Genomic DNA, 14442 nt, shown 5'->3' on the forward strand with positions numbered 1-14442 from the left:
ATATGAATAAAAATTTGTCGAATTTAGTAATGTCTGATTTTGGGTAAGCCTACAAATGTAGATGTAGATCATTTTCAAAACAGAGTGGCATCTGTAAAGGAGAATAATTATTTTTTGAATCTGGGATATCAATTTACCTTCAGTAAATATCATATAGATGCTAAGCTAGAATGGAACAATGTACTTAATACCAAAAGTTATATACGCTATATAAATAGTGATTTTTATAGTATTCAGAATAGTTTTATAATTAGACCTTCACAAATTTTGTTTAGTTTACAATTCAATTTGTAGTGTTCTTAGGTATAAATTCATACTAGGTTAATAGACTTTATCGTTAGTAACGGTGAATATTGTTATCACATGGAGAAAATAGTTTAAATATCATAGCGCTTTATGAATATACATTAGGAAGATCTGTCCTAATATGGAGGAAGTCCGTGGTATATAAATTAGTTAATGATTCTTATACAAGAATTATTTTTTTTGAGTTTTTTCTCACATTTAATTTTTTATTATTAAAAGCATAAGCCTAATGTGTTAAAAGTTACCAGTAATAACACCCTGTTGTAACCTGTATGGATATAATATAATAACAAGAATTTAACGTATTACAACGTTGTAATTTTTGCTATTCTATTTGCTATTAGTTAAATTGCAGTAAATCAATATGCTATATTTCAAAAAGAAACTCCCCCTTTGTCGTAGCATTATCATTTATTAAATTCTAACAAGTAGTATAATGGAAAAAGAAACCTCTAGAGGGAGAAGTTTCGAAGTAAACGATTCTAGTAAATGCCCATTCTCGGGTAGAGCTCCAAAACATACCGCAGGTGGTGGTACCGGAAATTTAGATTGGTGGCCGGATCATCTTCGTGTGGAAATTTTACGCCAGAATTCACCCAAATCAAATCCTATGGGATCAGATTTTGATTATGCAGCGGCATTTAAATGTTTAGATTTTGCGGCGTTAAAAAAAGATTTAGAAAATTTAATGACCGACTCTCAAGATTGGTGGCCAGCCGATTTTGGTCACTATGGAGGGTTATTTGTACGAATGGCATGGCACGGTGCCGGTACCTATAGAGTAGGTGACGGGCGTGGTGGTGCCGGAGGCGGGCAACAACGGTATGCACCTTTAAATAGTTGGCCTGATAATGCCAGCTTAGATAAAGCAAGAAGGTTGTTGTGGCCTATCAAACAGAAGTATGGGAATAAAATTTCGTGGGCCGATTTAATGATATTAACTGGGAACGTGGCGTTAGAAACCATGGGCTTTAAGACTTTTGGTTTTGGTGGAGGTCGTGCAGATACTTGGGAACCGCAAACCGATGTGTATTGGGGTTCTGAAACCAAATGGTTAGAGGATAAACGATATTCAGGTAAAAGAGATTTAGAAGATCCGTTGGGGGCTGTAGTAATGGGACTTATTTATGTAGACCCGGAAGGGCCTAACGGAAATGGAGATCCGATTTCTGCGGCAAATGATATTAGAGAGACCTTTAAGCGTATGGCTATGAACGATGAGGAAACGGTAGCATTGATTGCCGGTGGTCACTCTTTTGGGAAAACCCATGGAGCAGCCAATCCAGCTGAGTATGTAGGGCCAGAACCGGAAGCAGCACCCATTGAGGAGCAAGGGTTTGGATGGAAAAATTCCTTTGGAACTGGAGCTGGGACGCATGCGATTACAGGCGGACCAGAAGTTACCTGGACGCAAACGCCTATTATGTGGAGCAATCATTTTTTTGATAACTTATTTAAATATGAGTGGGAGCTAACTAAGAGTCCAGCTGGAGCAAAACAGTGGGTTGCTAAGAATGCAGAGCCTTCCATACCCGATGCTTTCGATCCGCATACCAAACATTTACCAACCATGTTAACGACCGATTTATCGTTAAAAATGGATCCCGAGTATGAAAAAATATCCAGACGTTTTTATGAAAATCCAGATGAATTTGCCGATGCTTTTGCCAGAGCATGGTTTAAGTTGACTCATAGAGATATGGGACCTTTGTCTCGTTATTTAGGACCAGAAGTACCGGAAGAAGAATTACTATGGCAAGATCCCATACCTGCAGTAAATCATGAATTGGTAACCGAAGCTGATGTAGAAGCGCTTAAAGAAAAAATATTAGCTACTGATGTGGCAATAGTTGAATTGGTGTATACTGCTTGGTCTTCGGCCTCTACATTTAGAGGCTCAGATAAAAGAGGTGGTGCTAATGGTGCCAGAATACGTTTAGCACCCCAAAAAGATTGGGAAGTTAACAAACCAGAACAATTGACCAAAGTGTTAGGTGTTTTAGAAGGTATTCAAAATGCCTTTAATGCAGAACAGTTAGGCAACAAAAAAATATCACTGGCAGATATGATTGTGTTAGCTGGATGCGCAGCTGTTGAAAAAGCGGTGAAAAATGCGGGGTACGAAATAACTGTTCCGTTTACACTGGGTAGAATGGATGCCTCTGCTGAACAAACTGATGTTGAAGGATTTGGTTATTTAGAACCTATAGCAGATGGGTTTAGAAACTACAGAAGAACCAAGTTTGATGTAAAAACAGAGAAATTGTTACTCGATAAAGCACAGTTGTTAAGCTTAACAGCGCCAGAAATGACCGTATTGTTAGGTGGTATGCGAATGCTTAATACCAATTACAACGGATTAGATTATGGTGTTTTTACCGATAAGGTAGATACATTGTCAAATGATTTCTTTGTGAATTTATTGGATATGAATACACAATGGAAACCTGTAGATGATAGCAACGAATTTTTTGAAGGAACAGATAGAAAAACAGGAGAACCTAGATGGAGAGCTACCAGAGCCGATTTAATTTTCGGATCGAATGCTGAGCTAAGAGCCTTGGCTGAGGTATATGGTACTTTTGATGCAGGAGAAAAATTTGTTGCTGATTTTGTAGCAGCATGGAATAAAGTAATGAATCTAGATCGGTTTGATCTGGGTTAATTTTGTTGTATACTTTTAAGTTTAAGGGGGTTCTTAAAATGAGAACCCTTTTTTACGTTATAATCGAGGTTAAATATACCTAATATTGTTCTAAATATATCTTGTAAAGTGGAGAATTAAGGTAATTACCCTAGTTGTTTTCCTAAGTAATAAATTTCTCTTCTCCTTTCAGTTTCAAAAAAATAACTAGTTAACACTTAAATCTTCAAGTAGCTGAACATCTTCTCGGAATAATAAAGAAATTAAGGTATGCTGCTGTAATAAGCCTTCATATAAGGTAATGTCTTTATCGGTTAGTAATTGATAGGTTTTTACATTAGTTATAAATTACCAGGTGTTCTAAAGATATTTATAACTATTTTAAAATTGTTGGGTATACTAAGTGATAGTATTATAAAATTAAATGTATAAATAACACTTTTTATTTCTGCATTTTTTTTGAACTCATTTAATCTCTTAAATTTGTACTGTTTAGAAACTACAACAAATGAATTATTTTAAAACTTTAGTCCTTATTTTATTAACTATCATATTTTTAAATGATAGTGTAGCGCAAACGTATGAGTTTGATAATCCGATAGCTGAAAAAAGAGCAGATCCATGGGTATATAAATCGGAAGATGGTTTTTATTACCTCATAGCTACCGTACCTGAATATAATAAGATAGTACTTAGAAAGGCAAAGAGAATTAATGAGCTAAAAGGAGCAAAAGAAAAAGTAATTTGGAAGAAGCATGATAATGGAGTTATGGGGAGTCATATTTGGGCTCCTGAGCTACATAGAATAAATGGGAAATGGTACATTTATTTTGCGGCAGGGGATGTGGATGATATCTGGAAAATTAGAATGTGGGTTTTGTCATCGGATAATAAGGATCCTATGAATGCTATTTGGAAAGAAGAAGGGCAAATAAAAACTGATTACGACTCGTTTTCTTTGGATGCTACGACTTTTGAACATAATGGAAAAAGATATCTTATATGGGCACAGAATTTAGAAGGAATGCAAGGAACTGCGTTGAAAATGAGTGAAATGAAAACCCCAACAACCTTAACAGGTTCTGAAATTGTAATTACACGTCCTGAGTTTGATTGGGAGCGAGTAAAGTATAATGTAAATGAAGGCCCTGCTGTTATAAAACATGAGGGGAAGATTTTTGTAACGTATTCTGCCAGTGCTACAAACAAAAATTATTGTTTAGGATTACTTTGGATAGATGAGAACGCTAATTTATTAGATGAGGCAAACTGGAATAAGTCACCAGGACCGGTATTCACTTCGGAAGAAGACTTTAAAAGATATGGACCAGGACACAATAGTTTTACTGTATCGGAAGATGGAAAGGCTACTATTATGATTTATCATGCCCGAGATTATAAAGAGATTGAAGGGCCTGAATTGAATGATGTTAACAGAGCTACGCGTGCCCGTGAGGTAAAGTGGTTGCCTAGTGGTTTCCCAGATTTTATGCAAAAACATAAAGATTAATTGGGTCACTATCCTAAACAATAGAAAATATACTGGTACTGTTGTTTAGGATAGCATTCCCAAATGGATTATTCTTTAATTAATTTAGTTGTAGAACTACCTTTTAATGTTTGTACCTTAAGAAGGTAAACACCTTTTTCTAGAGCCGCCATATCAATTTGATTATTAGAAAAAGTTACATCTTGTTTTTGCCCAAGTACATTATAGATATCAGCAGCAATAATATCTTCTGCTTTAATATTTAGAATATTTTTTATAGGATTAGGATATATTTCTGTATTGCTAACATTTATGTTATTTAAACCTAAAGTGGCATCAACAGTAGCAACGTTGTCAACTCTTATGTTTACCGAAGTATCACTAGCTGTACCATTTACTCTAAACGCAATATGAACATCTTGCCCAAGATAATTAGTTGGTATATTAACTACAAACGTTTCGTAGTCATCTAATGTGAAATTTACGGTTTGTAAAAATGTAAAATCATTTGCAGATGTATTTCCAATACCAGTAGATATTAAAATTTCTAGATCTAACGTTCCAAATGCTCAGGTTGCATCAAAACTAATGGCATCTGTACTTCCCGAAACAACATTGAAAGCTGGTGTAATTAGATAGTCATCATTGGTAGATCCGTAAGAGGTCCAAGATCTCATAACACCAGTATCATTAACGCCAGTATCATTAACGCCACTAGCTGCAATTTGATACCATGCATTATAACTACTAGTTGACCCCCCCGTCAATAACTGTCCAGGTAGTTGGAATTACTCCGTTGTCGAAATTCTCATTAATTTGAGATACTGCTAAAGAAGGTAGCAACAATAATAATAGTTGCCACTGAATTTTTGAATAGAAATGACTCATTTTGTTAAAAAACATATAAATGTTGAATGATTAACAAGTTTATATGTTTTTTAACAAGATAAAAGTTGTTTCTGAATTTAATTAACAGTATTTCTCTGTGTTTTTTTATGATTTATATAAATAAGGTAGCTTTAGTTTGTATTTAACAGCTAATATTCTAATGATAATTATTACTAATATTGAAAGACTATTAATAACAAGAGAATTTTGAGGTGATATTTGATGTAACCCAAAATAGGTAATACCCCCAAGCATACAGGTGGTGGCATAAATTTCTTTTCTAAAAATAACGGGTATCCTTTGGCAAAGAATATCTCTTAGTACACCACCAAAACATGCAGTAATAATTCCGATAGCAATACAAATAACCGGATTTGAATTAATTATAAGACTTTTTTCTATCCCAGAAATAGTGTATAGAGCTAATCCAAGAGTATCGAACAGGAAGAGTGATTTGTTTAGAATTTTTAAGTATTTTCTAAAAACGATAGCCAGTATTGTAGTGCAAATAATGGTATACACAATAGAGGTGTCAATTAACCAAAATACGGGTCGAACCCCTAATAGCAAATCTCTGATGGTACCACCTCCGGTAGCTGTAATAAAACCAATAATAAGAATACCAAATGCATCGAGCTTCGTTTTAAGTGCTACAAGAACTCCGGATATGGTAAAGGAAATAACAGCAAGAAAATCAATAATAGTTAATAGCATATAGATTCTGTATTTCGATAAATTCGAAATATAAAAGGTTATATATTAAAATTTAGATTAATTACCGTGTTTACGCTTGTTTAATTCATCTTGTAGTTGTCTACGTACCTTTTGTTCGCGTTCAAGAGCTAATCGTCTGTGGTTGTCATATTCTTCTTGTAATTCAGATAGTCGGTCTTGCGCTTCTTTAGTTACCAAATGGCTGTTTTTAAACTTGTATATAAACAATAATAAGGCTACCATTAACGCTATTATAGTTCCCCAAAGTACCATATTGTAACCTGTTTTAGACATTTGCATGCCAAATAATAACATACTGTCTTTTTCAGAACGCGTTTCGTCTAAAGTAATTTTAGTATCTGCTAGTTTTGATTTTAGAGTAGTAATTTCTGCTTCTTGACTAGTAACATTTTCATTAGAAGTAATTAAATCTTTACGAACTGATTTTAAAGAGTCTAAGGTGTGCTTTTTAAGTGCCTCAAACCATTCTATTTTAATCACTTTGTTACTTTTATACTTATATGACTTTTTGAAAACATAATTAAATTGACTTTCTAGTGTTCCACTTTCTAAGGAAGGTTCTTCTTTTTCAGTAGCATCATTTTGAGCAGAAACAGTTAGTGTAATACAGGTAAAAAGGAATAATAGAAAGTGTAAGCGAAATGTTTTCATAATGTCTTGGAATGTTATTCGAAATTTAAAATTAATTTTTTAGTTAGCAATAAATTAATAGTAGGAATCAGTTGTAAAAATATATAAACCATTTTTGGTATACTATATTTGAGCAACGTATTTGTGTTAAACTTTATTATCAAGAGGAGGTTAATAAATTGATGGATGAAGATTAAACCTGATATTTTGAGTTAAATAATAGTAATCAAATTAGCTGTAACTGTATGATAATCTGTTTTTTCATATTTTTGCAGTACAAAATAATGACAATAGAAGGATATGTTTTGGTACCATGAAGAAGTAGAAAGACTAGAGCGCAAAGAAGTTTTACCAAAAGGAGAAAAGTTAAGAGTTTTATTTTACGGCAGTTCATCCATAAGGTTATGGCCAAATCTTGAAGAAGATTTTTCTGAACTCGATATTATTAATCAAGGATTCGGAGGGTCTACACTAGCGGCTTGTTGTTGGTTTTTTAAACGACTTGTTCCGCAATACAAACCAGACATAATTGTGTTTTATGGAGGTGATAACGATTTAGGAGATGGAAGACACCCAGAAGAAGTGTTTATTTTTTTTAAAGAAATAATGGGATTGATAAAGGAGTTCTGTGGAGATATACCAGTTGGTTTTATATCTGTAAAACCGAGTTTTAATAGAGAGTACTTACTTAATTCAATTGATTATACCAATAAAATTATTGGAGAAGAAATTACAGATAGATATCCGAATTGCCAAATGATTGATGTGTATACCGAAATGTATGCTATTAATAAGGTAAGTGGAGAGCTTTTTGAGAGCGATGGTTTACATATGACGGAAGTGGGATATGATATATGGAGAACAGCAGTAAAAGAGCAATTTCTAAATAGGTTTATTTCAGAATCCTTTCCTATAGATAAAACACCCAAAATTTAAATGCTATGAAACGAGCGTACCATAAATGGTTTAGTCCTAATTTACAAAGAGATATGGAGTTACTTATTTATGGTCATGCAGGGGCAAGGGTGTTGTTTTTTCCAACGCGAATGGCACGTTTTTATGATTATGAAAACTGGCGTGTAATACAGTCGGTAGAACATATGATTAGTAATGGCTGGATTCAAGTTTATTGCCTTGATAGTGTAGATAGCGAAAGTTTTTACAATTCTTGGACACATCCTGCGGGAAAGGTAGCGAGGCATTTACAGTTCGAAAACTACGTGCTTAGAGAAGTAATGCCTTTTAGTTATAAACTAAATCCTACTAATTATTTAATGTCTGTTGGTTGTAGCATGGGAGCTTATCATGCTATGAATATCGCTTTACGACACCCTAAATGGTTTTCTAAAATAGTAGCTTTAAGTGGCAGATTTGATATTGCCATGCAGGTAGGGTATTTTGGGAATTTGCTAGATGGTTTTTATAATGAAGATGTTTATTTTCATATGCCTAGTCATTATATGGCAAATATGCCGGAAGGCGAACAACTGGAGCAAATAAGAAGACTAAATATTACTTTTACCATAGGAAAGGAAGATCCGTTTCTTCAGAATAACCGTGAATTTAGTAGAAAGTTAAAAGAAAAGCACGTTACTCATAACTTTTATGAGTGGAATGGGTTGGCACATAGTGCACGGTATTGGCGTCAAATGCTACCGTTATATGTATAAGATTATATTTTGTGTAACGAAAGTTTAAAAAGTATATAATATATCTAAAAAATTAAATAGTAATTCCTTAACCTGATTTTAATCTTTGGTCAATACGCCTTAACTACACTTGTATGTAAAGGTAAATAGTTCATGTTCTAATAAAGGTAACTGCTCCGTCATGTCTATCTAAACAATCAATTATAGCGTTAAGAGCAATTTTTTTTGCTTTTAGTTGATTTTGAGCCTTAAAACCATTGTAAAATGATGTTTTTTATAATTTCAAAGCAGTAAAGTTTAAGAAAAATAAGAGGCAATTTTTTTTGTATGATATATATTTATCGTAATATTGCAATATAACAATTAATAGAATTAATGGGAGTATCTAAAACAGAGATTTTTACAGAGGAACAAAACAGAATAGCGCTTTATGCTAAAGTGTTAGGGAATCCTGCACGGGTAGCTATTTTACAGTATTTGTTTAGCATAAGCGAATGTGTTTGTGGTGATCTTGTAGATGTTATTGGTTTAGCACAACCAACAATTTCTCAACATTTAAAAGAGTTGAAGAACTTAGGAATCATACAAGGTAATGTAGAAGGCACTAGTGTTTGTTATTGTGTAAATATGGAGAATTGGAATACCATGAAAACAGTGATGCATCAATTTTTAGATTTAGATGCTGCACCAAAAAAGAAATGTTGTTAAGAAATTTGAATTAATTAATCGTAATATCACAATAAATAGATTTTGTTATGAAGAATGAACAAGAATTAAAACAAGTGGTAAAAGAGCGTTATGCTCGCATTGCTGAACAAGGAAAAGCAGAAAATGCGGCTTCTTGTTGTGGTGCAACAACACCTTCTAATAAGGTGTATAACATTATGATGGATGATTATTCGGAAACTGGAGGCTATATTGAAGATGCCGACTTAGGTTTAGGATGCGGATTGCCAACTCATTTTGCAAAAATTAAAAAGGGAGATACTGTAATTGATTTAGGTTCTGGAGCTGGAAATGACTGTTTTGTAGCTAGACATGAAACAGGAGTTGAAGGTAAAGTAATTGGAATTGATTTTACCCTTGCTATGATAAACAAGGCTCGAATAAATGCTGAAAAGTTAGGATTTAACAACGTAGAGTTTAGAGAAGGAGATATTGATGATATGCCTGTAAACAATAATGTTGCAGACGTAGTAGTTAGTAACTGCGTATTGAATTTAGTGCCTAACAAGCAAAAGGTAATAAACGAAATTTTTAGGGTATTAAAACCGGGAGGTCATTTTAGTATTTCTGATATTGTTTTGGTAGGAGAGCTACCTGATGCTTTACATAAAGATGCTGAAATGTATGCAGGATGTGTAGCGGGAGCTATTCAGAAAGTTGATTACTTAAAAGCTATTGAGGACGCTGGTTTTAGTGAGATTTCATTGCAGAAAGAAAAAACCATTACCATACCTGATGATATTTTAGAAAAGTATCTTTCTGAAAAGGAGATTACTGATTTTAATAATGGTACTACCGGAATTTTTAGCATTACCGTATATGCTGAAAAACCTGGACAAACCTTAGAAAAGAAAAAAGTTAAACTAGAAGATTTACAAACAACCTCATGTTGCGATCCTTCAACTGGTTGTTGTTAAGATAAAAAAAACAGTAGATGGCATTATATCCCAAAATTTTCGATTTTGTAAAATCACTTTCTTTAGAAGGAGTTTCTGAAGAGCGAAAGAAAACCTTACAACCTTTAATAGAGTTTATAGAAACTAAAGTAAAAGCTAAAGAGGCTGTGCGAATTAATTTTATATGTACCCATAACTCAAGACGTAGTGTACTGTCGCAAGTTTGGGCGCAAGCTTTGGCACATTATTTTAATATAGAGAATCTGTATTGTTATTCTGGAGGAACAGAAGCAACGGCTGTATATCCCGAAGTTATTAAAACTTTGGCAGCTAGTGGTTTTAAAATAGAAACACTTTCAGAAGGTAATAATCCGGTGTATGCTATAAAGTATAGTGCTATTGAGCATCCTGTTATTGGTTTTTCAAAAACATTTGATAGTCCTTTTAATCCAGATTCTGGTTTTGTGGCTATTATGACATGCTCTAGTGCAGATGCGGGATGTCCTTTTGTACCCGGATCTGAAAGGCGTGTACCCGTTACGTACGAAGACCCAAAGCAGTTTGACGAATCACCTTTAAAAGCTCATAAGTATATGGAACGTAGTATTCAAATAGCAAGTGAGTTATTCTATGTATTTTCAGAAGTTAAAAGCAAATGAGTAAAAAAGTAAAGCTTAGTTTTTTAGATAGAAATTTAACCTTATGGATTTTTCTAGCTATGTTAGTAGGGGTAGGACTTGGTTATTTTTTGCCATTGGTACCCGAAAAAATAAATGCATTAGGCGATGGAACTACCAATATACCTTTGGCTATAGGACTTATTTTAATGATGTACCCACCTTTGGCTAAGGTAGATTATAAACTTTTACCCAAGGTATTTAAAAATGTAAAGATACTATCGGTGTCCTTATTGTTAAACTGGATTATAGGTCCGATTCTAATGTTTCTCTTAGCTATTATTTTTTTAAGAGATTATCCAGAATATATGATTGGTTTAATTCTTATAGGTTTGGCTAGGTGTATTGCTATGGTTTTGGTATGGAATGATCTTGCAGAAGGAAGTAGCGAATACGGAGCAGGATTAGTAGCACTAAACAGTATTTTTCAGGTATTTGCATATAGCTTTTATGCGTGGATTTTTATAACAGTACTACCTCCGATTTTTGGTTTTGATGGAGCATTGGTAGACATATCTATTGCTACAATAGCTAAGAGTGTAGCTATCTATTTAGGAATTCCTTTTGCTTTAGGTATCGCCACTAGATTTATCGGTGTTGCTTTAAAAGGTGAAACATGGTATATGAATAAATTTATTCCTACCATTGCACCCTTAACATTAATAGCACTGCTGTTTACTATAGTAGTAATGTTTTCCTTAAAAGGAGAATTAATAGTAGAAATACCTTTAGATGTACTTATAATAGCACTTCCTTTATTAATTTATTTTGCTTTAATGTTTGTTATTGGCTTTTTCGTAACCAAGGCATTAGGAGGAAGCTATGATAAAACAGCTTCGGTTGCTTTTACTGCTACAGGTAACAATTTTGAGTTAGCTATTGCTGTTGCTATTGCTGTTTTTGGTTTAAATTCTGGGCAAGCCTTTGCAGGTGTAATAGGTCCTTTAGTAGAAGTACCTGCCTTAATTTTATTAGTACGAGTATCTTTCTGGTTCCGTAAAAAATATTTTAAAAGTTAAACTTATTATTATCTATTTAAAAAAGATGATATGCCCATATAGTCCCCAGAAGAAAGCCCTTTTAATAAGGGCTTTTTTTTATATAAAAAAATGAAAGAGTACATGAAAAATTAACGCTTCATATTATTTAAATATGTGAAAATTCGTTAAATTTAAGTATAAATAATGTTGTTATGAGAAAGCTGTTAATACCTACCGATTTTTCCGAAAATTCGCTAAATGCTCTCGAGTATGCTGTGGAATTATATAAAGATGAAGAATGTATTTTTTATTTGTTGAATACCATTTACGATACAGATAATATTTTACATAGTAGTATTTATGATATTTATAAAGAACGTGCTTTTAAGGAACTAGATCAATTAGAGCATAAGATGCAATCTAAGTATAATAATGAGAAACATACCTTTAAAAAAATCGCTACTGTAAATTTATTAAACGAACAGATTAAGTCTACTGTAAAGACAGAAGAGATCGATTTAATAGTGATGGGTACTCAGGGAGCTACCGGAGCTCAGGAAGTGCTTTTTGGTAGTTATACAGTGAGTGCTATAAAAGTATCGGAGTGTCCATTATTAGCGGTGCCAGAGGGATTTAAATATAAGAATCCTAAAAACATTGTTTTTGCTACTGACTTTAATAAAGACTTTGAAAAATATCAGTTAGATATATTGCAAAAAGTAGCAAGAGGGAATAATTCCAATTTAAATGTATTACATGTAAATATAGACTACTTGCCACTTAATGAAAAACAACAGCAATCTAAAAGGGCTTTTAAGGATGCTATGGCAGATATTAATGTTGTATTTGATGAGATTGAAGATGAAAGTGTACAAAGAGCCATTTTTAAATATGATACCATGAATCCAGTTGATTTACTAGTTATGATTAAAAACAAACACACATTTTTTGAAAGATTGTTTTTTGGATCTGAAATTAATAAAATAGGATACCATACAACTTTTCCGTTTTTAGTACTCCCTAGTGAGAATTATACAGAAGTACCTGCCTAATTTATTAGAGCATAAACCTATAATACTTCTTATTTATTATAGGTTTATGCCTTTCTATACCACAATACAGACACTATATGAGTCTGTGAATATGTTATTTCAACCTTAAAATTTTCTGCTTCACCTTGTTGTACTCAAAGTTGCTTTGTACTTATAACTATTATTGTTCTAGAAATTAAAAAACAATAGTTATGAGGAAATTATTAGTAGTAGTAATGTTGTTACTGGGAGTAGTAGCATTTGGACAAAGTACAGATAAGGAAGCTTTCAAAGAAGAGGTAAAACAGAAGTTTGCTGCCTTAGAGTTATCGGATGAGCAAAAAGAAAAGTTTGAGGAAATTCAGCTTAAATATTTCGATAAAATTGATGAGGTTAAAGAATCTGAGGCTTCTCGTATGAGTAAGTTTAAAACCTTAAAATCGCTTCAAAAAGAAAAAAATGAAGAAGTGAAGGAAGTTTTATCTGAAGAGCAATATGATGAATATCTAGAACTTCAGAAAGAATTAAAACAATCTATGAAAGATAAATTCAAATCACGAAATGAATAGATTGTTGCTACTATTGGTACTAGGCTTGTTTTTCTGTACTTCGGAAGTGCATAGTCAAGTAGTTGTGGTAAGACGTCCTGTAAAACCGGTTTATTACCGTCCGTGGGTGCGTCCAGTACCAAGAAGATTACCCCCACCGGTTGTAGTTCCGGCGGTGGTAGTAAGAGTGTTGCCTCCGCATAGGGTTATTTATTATGCAGGAATCCCTTATTATTATGCATCTGGTGTATACTATGTTCAGGTACAAAATACAGAAACTTATAAAGTTGTAGAAGCACCATCTGGTATGATGAGAGATACATTACCCGAGAATGCTAAACAAACTGTAATAGATGATGAGGTGTATTATGTAGCAGCAGGAGTATACTATAAAGTAGTTAAGATAGACGGTGTTAAGAAATATACTGTAGTTAAACTTTAAATTTTAAAAATAACAATGAAAATTTTGAGAAAAGTACTAGTAGCCATCTTGGTTTTAATGTTAGGCATTTTGTCATCTTGTCAAGACGACGACGATGTTGTGATAGTAAGATATGTATATGCTTATGAAGATGCCGAAGAAATTTTAGCAGAGTCTATAGCATACGGATCGTATGGTTTTGTGGCTAACCTAAGGCAGGCAAGTGAAGAGATACAAACCAACACCTGTGAACAAAGCATAAACAATTCTGATAGTTTTTCTGATACAAATCTTTGGGGTAGTGTAACCTATGATTATATGTATACCGAGGAATATACCAATTATTGTAATCCTGAGGCGTATGTTACTTACGATTTAGAAGCTACACAGAATTTGGGTGCTTATAATTATGATTTTGAACATGATATTTCACTAAACTTTCAAGTAACAGGATTAGATGTTAGCTCTGATAGTGAGTATTACTTAGGAGATTATGATAGAAGTGGTGAATGGAAAGCTTTATACGATGATGATCTACGATACACATTTATATTAGATATCGATTTTGAAAATCTATCAGTATCTAAATCGTCTAATAAAATTTATGCAGGAGAGGCAAACTTTGTACTAGAACAGGTTTATAATGCGCCCGGATTGGTGTATACCTATAGCGGGAGTATTGAATTTTTGAGTGAAAATGAAGCTAAGGTAACCTATGATAACGGGGAAAGCTTTATAATATATTTGAATAATATTAGTTTGAGCAACTAGGAATAGTTACTTTTATAGTTGGTGGTTAAGGCTCCATTAAGTTATAATGGA

General features: G+C 33.3%; 18 protein-coding genes. 13 read left to right on the forward strand and 5 right to left on the reverse strand.

Annotated elements, in window-relative coordinates; all coding sequences use genetic code 11:
• The first annotated feature begins 39 nt into the window (after nucleotides 1–39).
• The 3 genes from NBRC110019_RS03160 to NBRC110019_RS03170 all read left to right on the forward strand — a co-directional run bounded on the left by NBRC110019_RS03160 (nucleotide 40) and on the right by NBRC110019_RS03170 (nucleotide 4460).
• Nucleotides 40–294 (forward strand): hypothetical protein, encoded by a 255-nt coding sequence (locus NBRC110019_RS03160; RefSeq protein WP_281752293.1) that lies wholly within the window; start codon nucleotides 40–42, stop codon nucleotides 292–294.
• A 448-nt stretch (nucleotides 295–742) separates the two neighbouring features.
• Nucleotides 743–2971 (forward strand): catalase/peroxidase HPI, encoded by a 2229-nt coding sequence (gene katG / locus NBRC110019_RS03165; protein ID WP_281752295.1) that lies wholly within the window; start codon nucleotides 743–745, stop codon nucleotides 2969–2971.
• A 487-nt stretch (nucleotides 2972–3458) separates the two neighbouring features.
• Entirely contained in the window at nucleotides 3459–4460 is a 1002-nt protein-coding gene (locus NBRC110019_RS03170; protein WP_281752298.1) for a glycoside hydrolase family 43 protein, read from the forward strand.
• A gap of 68 nt (nucleotides 4461–4528) precedes the next feature.
• Here NBRC110019_RS03170 and NBRC110019_RS16880 read toward each other — a convergent pair whose 3' ends face one another.
• The 5 genes from NBRC110019_RS16880 to NBRC110019_RS03190 form a co-directional block, all read right to left on the reverse strand.
• A complete protein-coding gene (locus NBRC110019_RS16880; RefSeq protein WP_373876992.1) occupies nucleotides 4529–4984 on the reverse strand; it encodes a T9SS type A sorting domain-containing protein in 456 nt (151 codons plus the stop codon).
• Nucleotides 4985–5008: 24 nt separating this feature from the next.
• Nucleotides 5009–5206, reverse strand: a complete 198-nt coding sequence (locus NBRC110019_RS03175; RefSeq protein WP_281752300.1) for a hypothetical protein — start codon at nucleotides 5204–5206, stop codon at nucleotides 5009–5011.
• Nucleotides 5187–5327 carry a hypothetical protein gene (locus NBRC110019_RS03180; protein ID WP_281752302.1) on the reverse strand — a complete coding sequence of 47 codons (141 nt, stop codon included), beginning with the start codon at nucleotides 5325–5327 and terminating at the stop codon, nucleotides 5187–5189. The genes NBRC110019_RS03175 and NBRC110019_RS03180 overlap by 20 nt, the downstream gene beginning before the upstream one ends.
• A gap of 105 nt (nucleotides 5328–5432) precedes the next feature.
• Nucleotides 5433–6041, reverse strand: coding sequence for a trimeric intracellular cation channel family protein (locus tag NBRC110019_RS03185; RefSeq protein WP_281752304.1), 609 nt, complete (start codon nucleotides 6039–6041; stop codon nucleotides 5433–5435).
• Nucleotides 6042–6098: 57 nt separating this feature from the next.
• On the reverse strand, nucleotides 6099–6713 hold the full coding sequence (locus NBRC110019_RS03190; RefSeq protein WP_281752306.1) for a tRNA (guanine-N1)-methyltransferase: 615 nt from the start codon (nucleotides 6711–6713) through the stop codon (nucleotides 6099–6101).
• A gap of 279 nt (nucleotides 6714–6992) precedes the next feature.
• Between NBRC110019_RS03190 and NBRC110019_RS03195 the strand changes: the two genes are divergently transcribed.
• The 10 genes from NBRC110019_RS03195 (at nucleotide 6993) to NBRC110019_RS03240 (ending at nucleotide 14391) form a co-directional block, all read left to right on the forward strand.
• Nucleotides 6993–7628, forward strand: coding sequence for a GDSL-type esterase/lipase family protein (locus NBRC110019_RS03195; protein WP_281752308.1), 636 nt, complete (start codon nucleotides 6993–6995; stop codon nucleotides 7626–7628).
• Between the two features lie 5 nt (nucleotides 7629–7633).
• Nucleotides 7634–8362 carry an esterase family protein gene (locus NBRC110019_RS03200; RefSeq protein ID WP_281752310.1) on the forward strand — a complete coding sequence of 243 codons (729 nt, stop codon included), beginning with the start codon at nucleotides 7634–7636 and terminating at the stop codon, nucleotides 8360–8362.
• 354 nt (nucleotides 8363–8716) lie between these two features.
• Entirely contained in the window at nucleotides 8717–9049 is a 333-nt protein-coding gene (locus NBRC110019_RS03205; RefSeq protein WP_281752312.1) for an ArsR/SmtB family transcription factor, read from the forward strand.
• 47 nt (nucleotides 9050–9096) lie between these two features.
• Nucleotides 9097–9984 carry an arsenite methyltransferase gene (locus tag NBRC110019_RS03210; RefSeq protein WP_281752314.1) on the forward strand — a complete coding sequence of 296 codons (888 nt, stop codon included), beginning with the start codon at nucleotides 9097–9099 and terminating at the stop codon, nucleotides 9982–9984.
• Nucleotides 9985–10001: 17 nt separating this feature from the next.
• Nucleotides 10002–10622 (forward strand): arsenate-mycothiol transferase ArsC, encoded by a 621-nt coding sequence (locus tag NBRC110019_RS03215; protein WP_281752316.1) that lies wholly within the window; start codon nucleotides 10002–10004, stop codon nucleotides 10620–10622.
• A complete protein-coding gene (gene arsB / locus NBRC110019_RS03220; RefSeq protein ID WP_281752318.1) occupies nucleotides 10619–11659 on the forward strand; it encodes an ACR3 family arsenite efflux transporter in 1041 nt (346 codons plus the stop codon). Before NBRC110019_RS03215 ends, arsB begins: the two co-directional genes overlap by 4 nt.
• 173 nt (nucleotides 11660–11832) lie before the next feature.
• A complete protein-coding gene (locus tag NBRC110019_RS03225) occupies nucleotides 11833–12672 on the forward strand; it encodes a universal stress protein (protein WP_281752320.1) in 840 nt (279 codons plus the stop codon).
• 191 nt (nucleotides 12673–12863) lie between these two features.
• Nucleotides 12864–13220 (forward strand): DUF4890 domain-containing protein, encoded by a 357-nt coding sequence (locus tag NBRC110019_RS03230; RefSeq protein WP_281752322.1) that lies wholly within the window; start codon nucleotides 12864–12866, stop codon nucleotides 13218–13220.
• A complete protein-coding gene (locus NBRC110019_RS03235) occupies nucleotides 13213–13641 on the forward strand; it encodes a DUF6515 family protein (protein WP_281752323.1) in 429 nt (142 codons plus the stop codon). Before NBRC110019_RS03230 ends, NBRC110019_RS03235 begins: the two co-directional genes overlap by 8 nt.
• 24 nt (nucleotides 13642–13665) lie before the next feature.
• Nucleotides 13666–14391 (forward strand): hypothetical protein, encoded by a 726-nt coding sequence (locus tag NBRC110019_RS03240; RefSeq protein WP_281752325.1) that lies wholly within the window; start codon nucleotides 13666–13668, stop codon nucleotides 14389–14391.
• Nucleotides 14392–14442 lie beyond the last annotated feature (51 nt).

The organism is Neptunitalea chrysea (genome assembly GCF_027924145.1).
Taxonomy (GTDB): Bacteria; Bacteroidota; Bacteroidia; order Flavobacteriales; family Flavobacteriaceae; genus Neptunitalea; species Neptunitalea chrysea.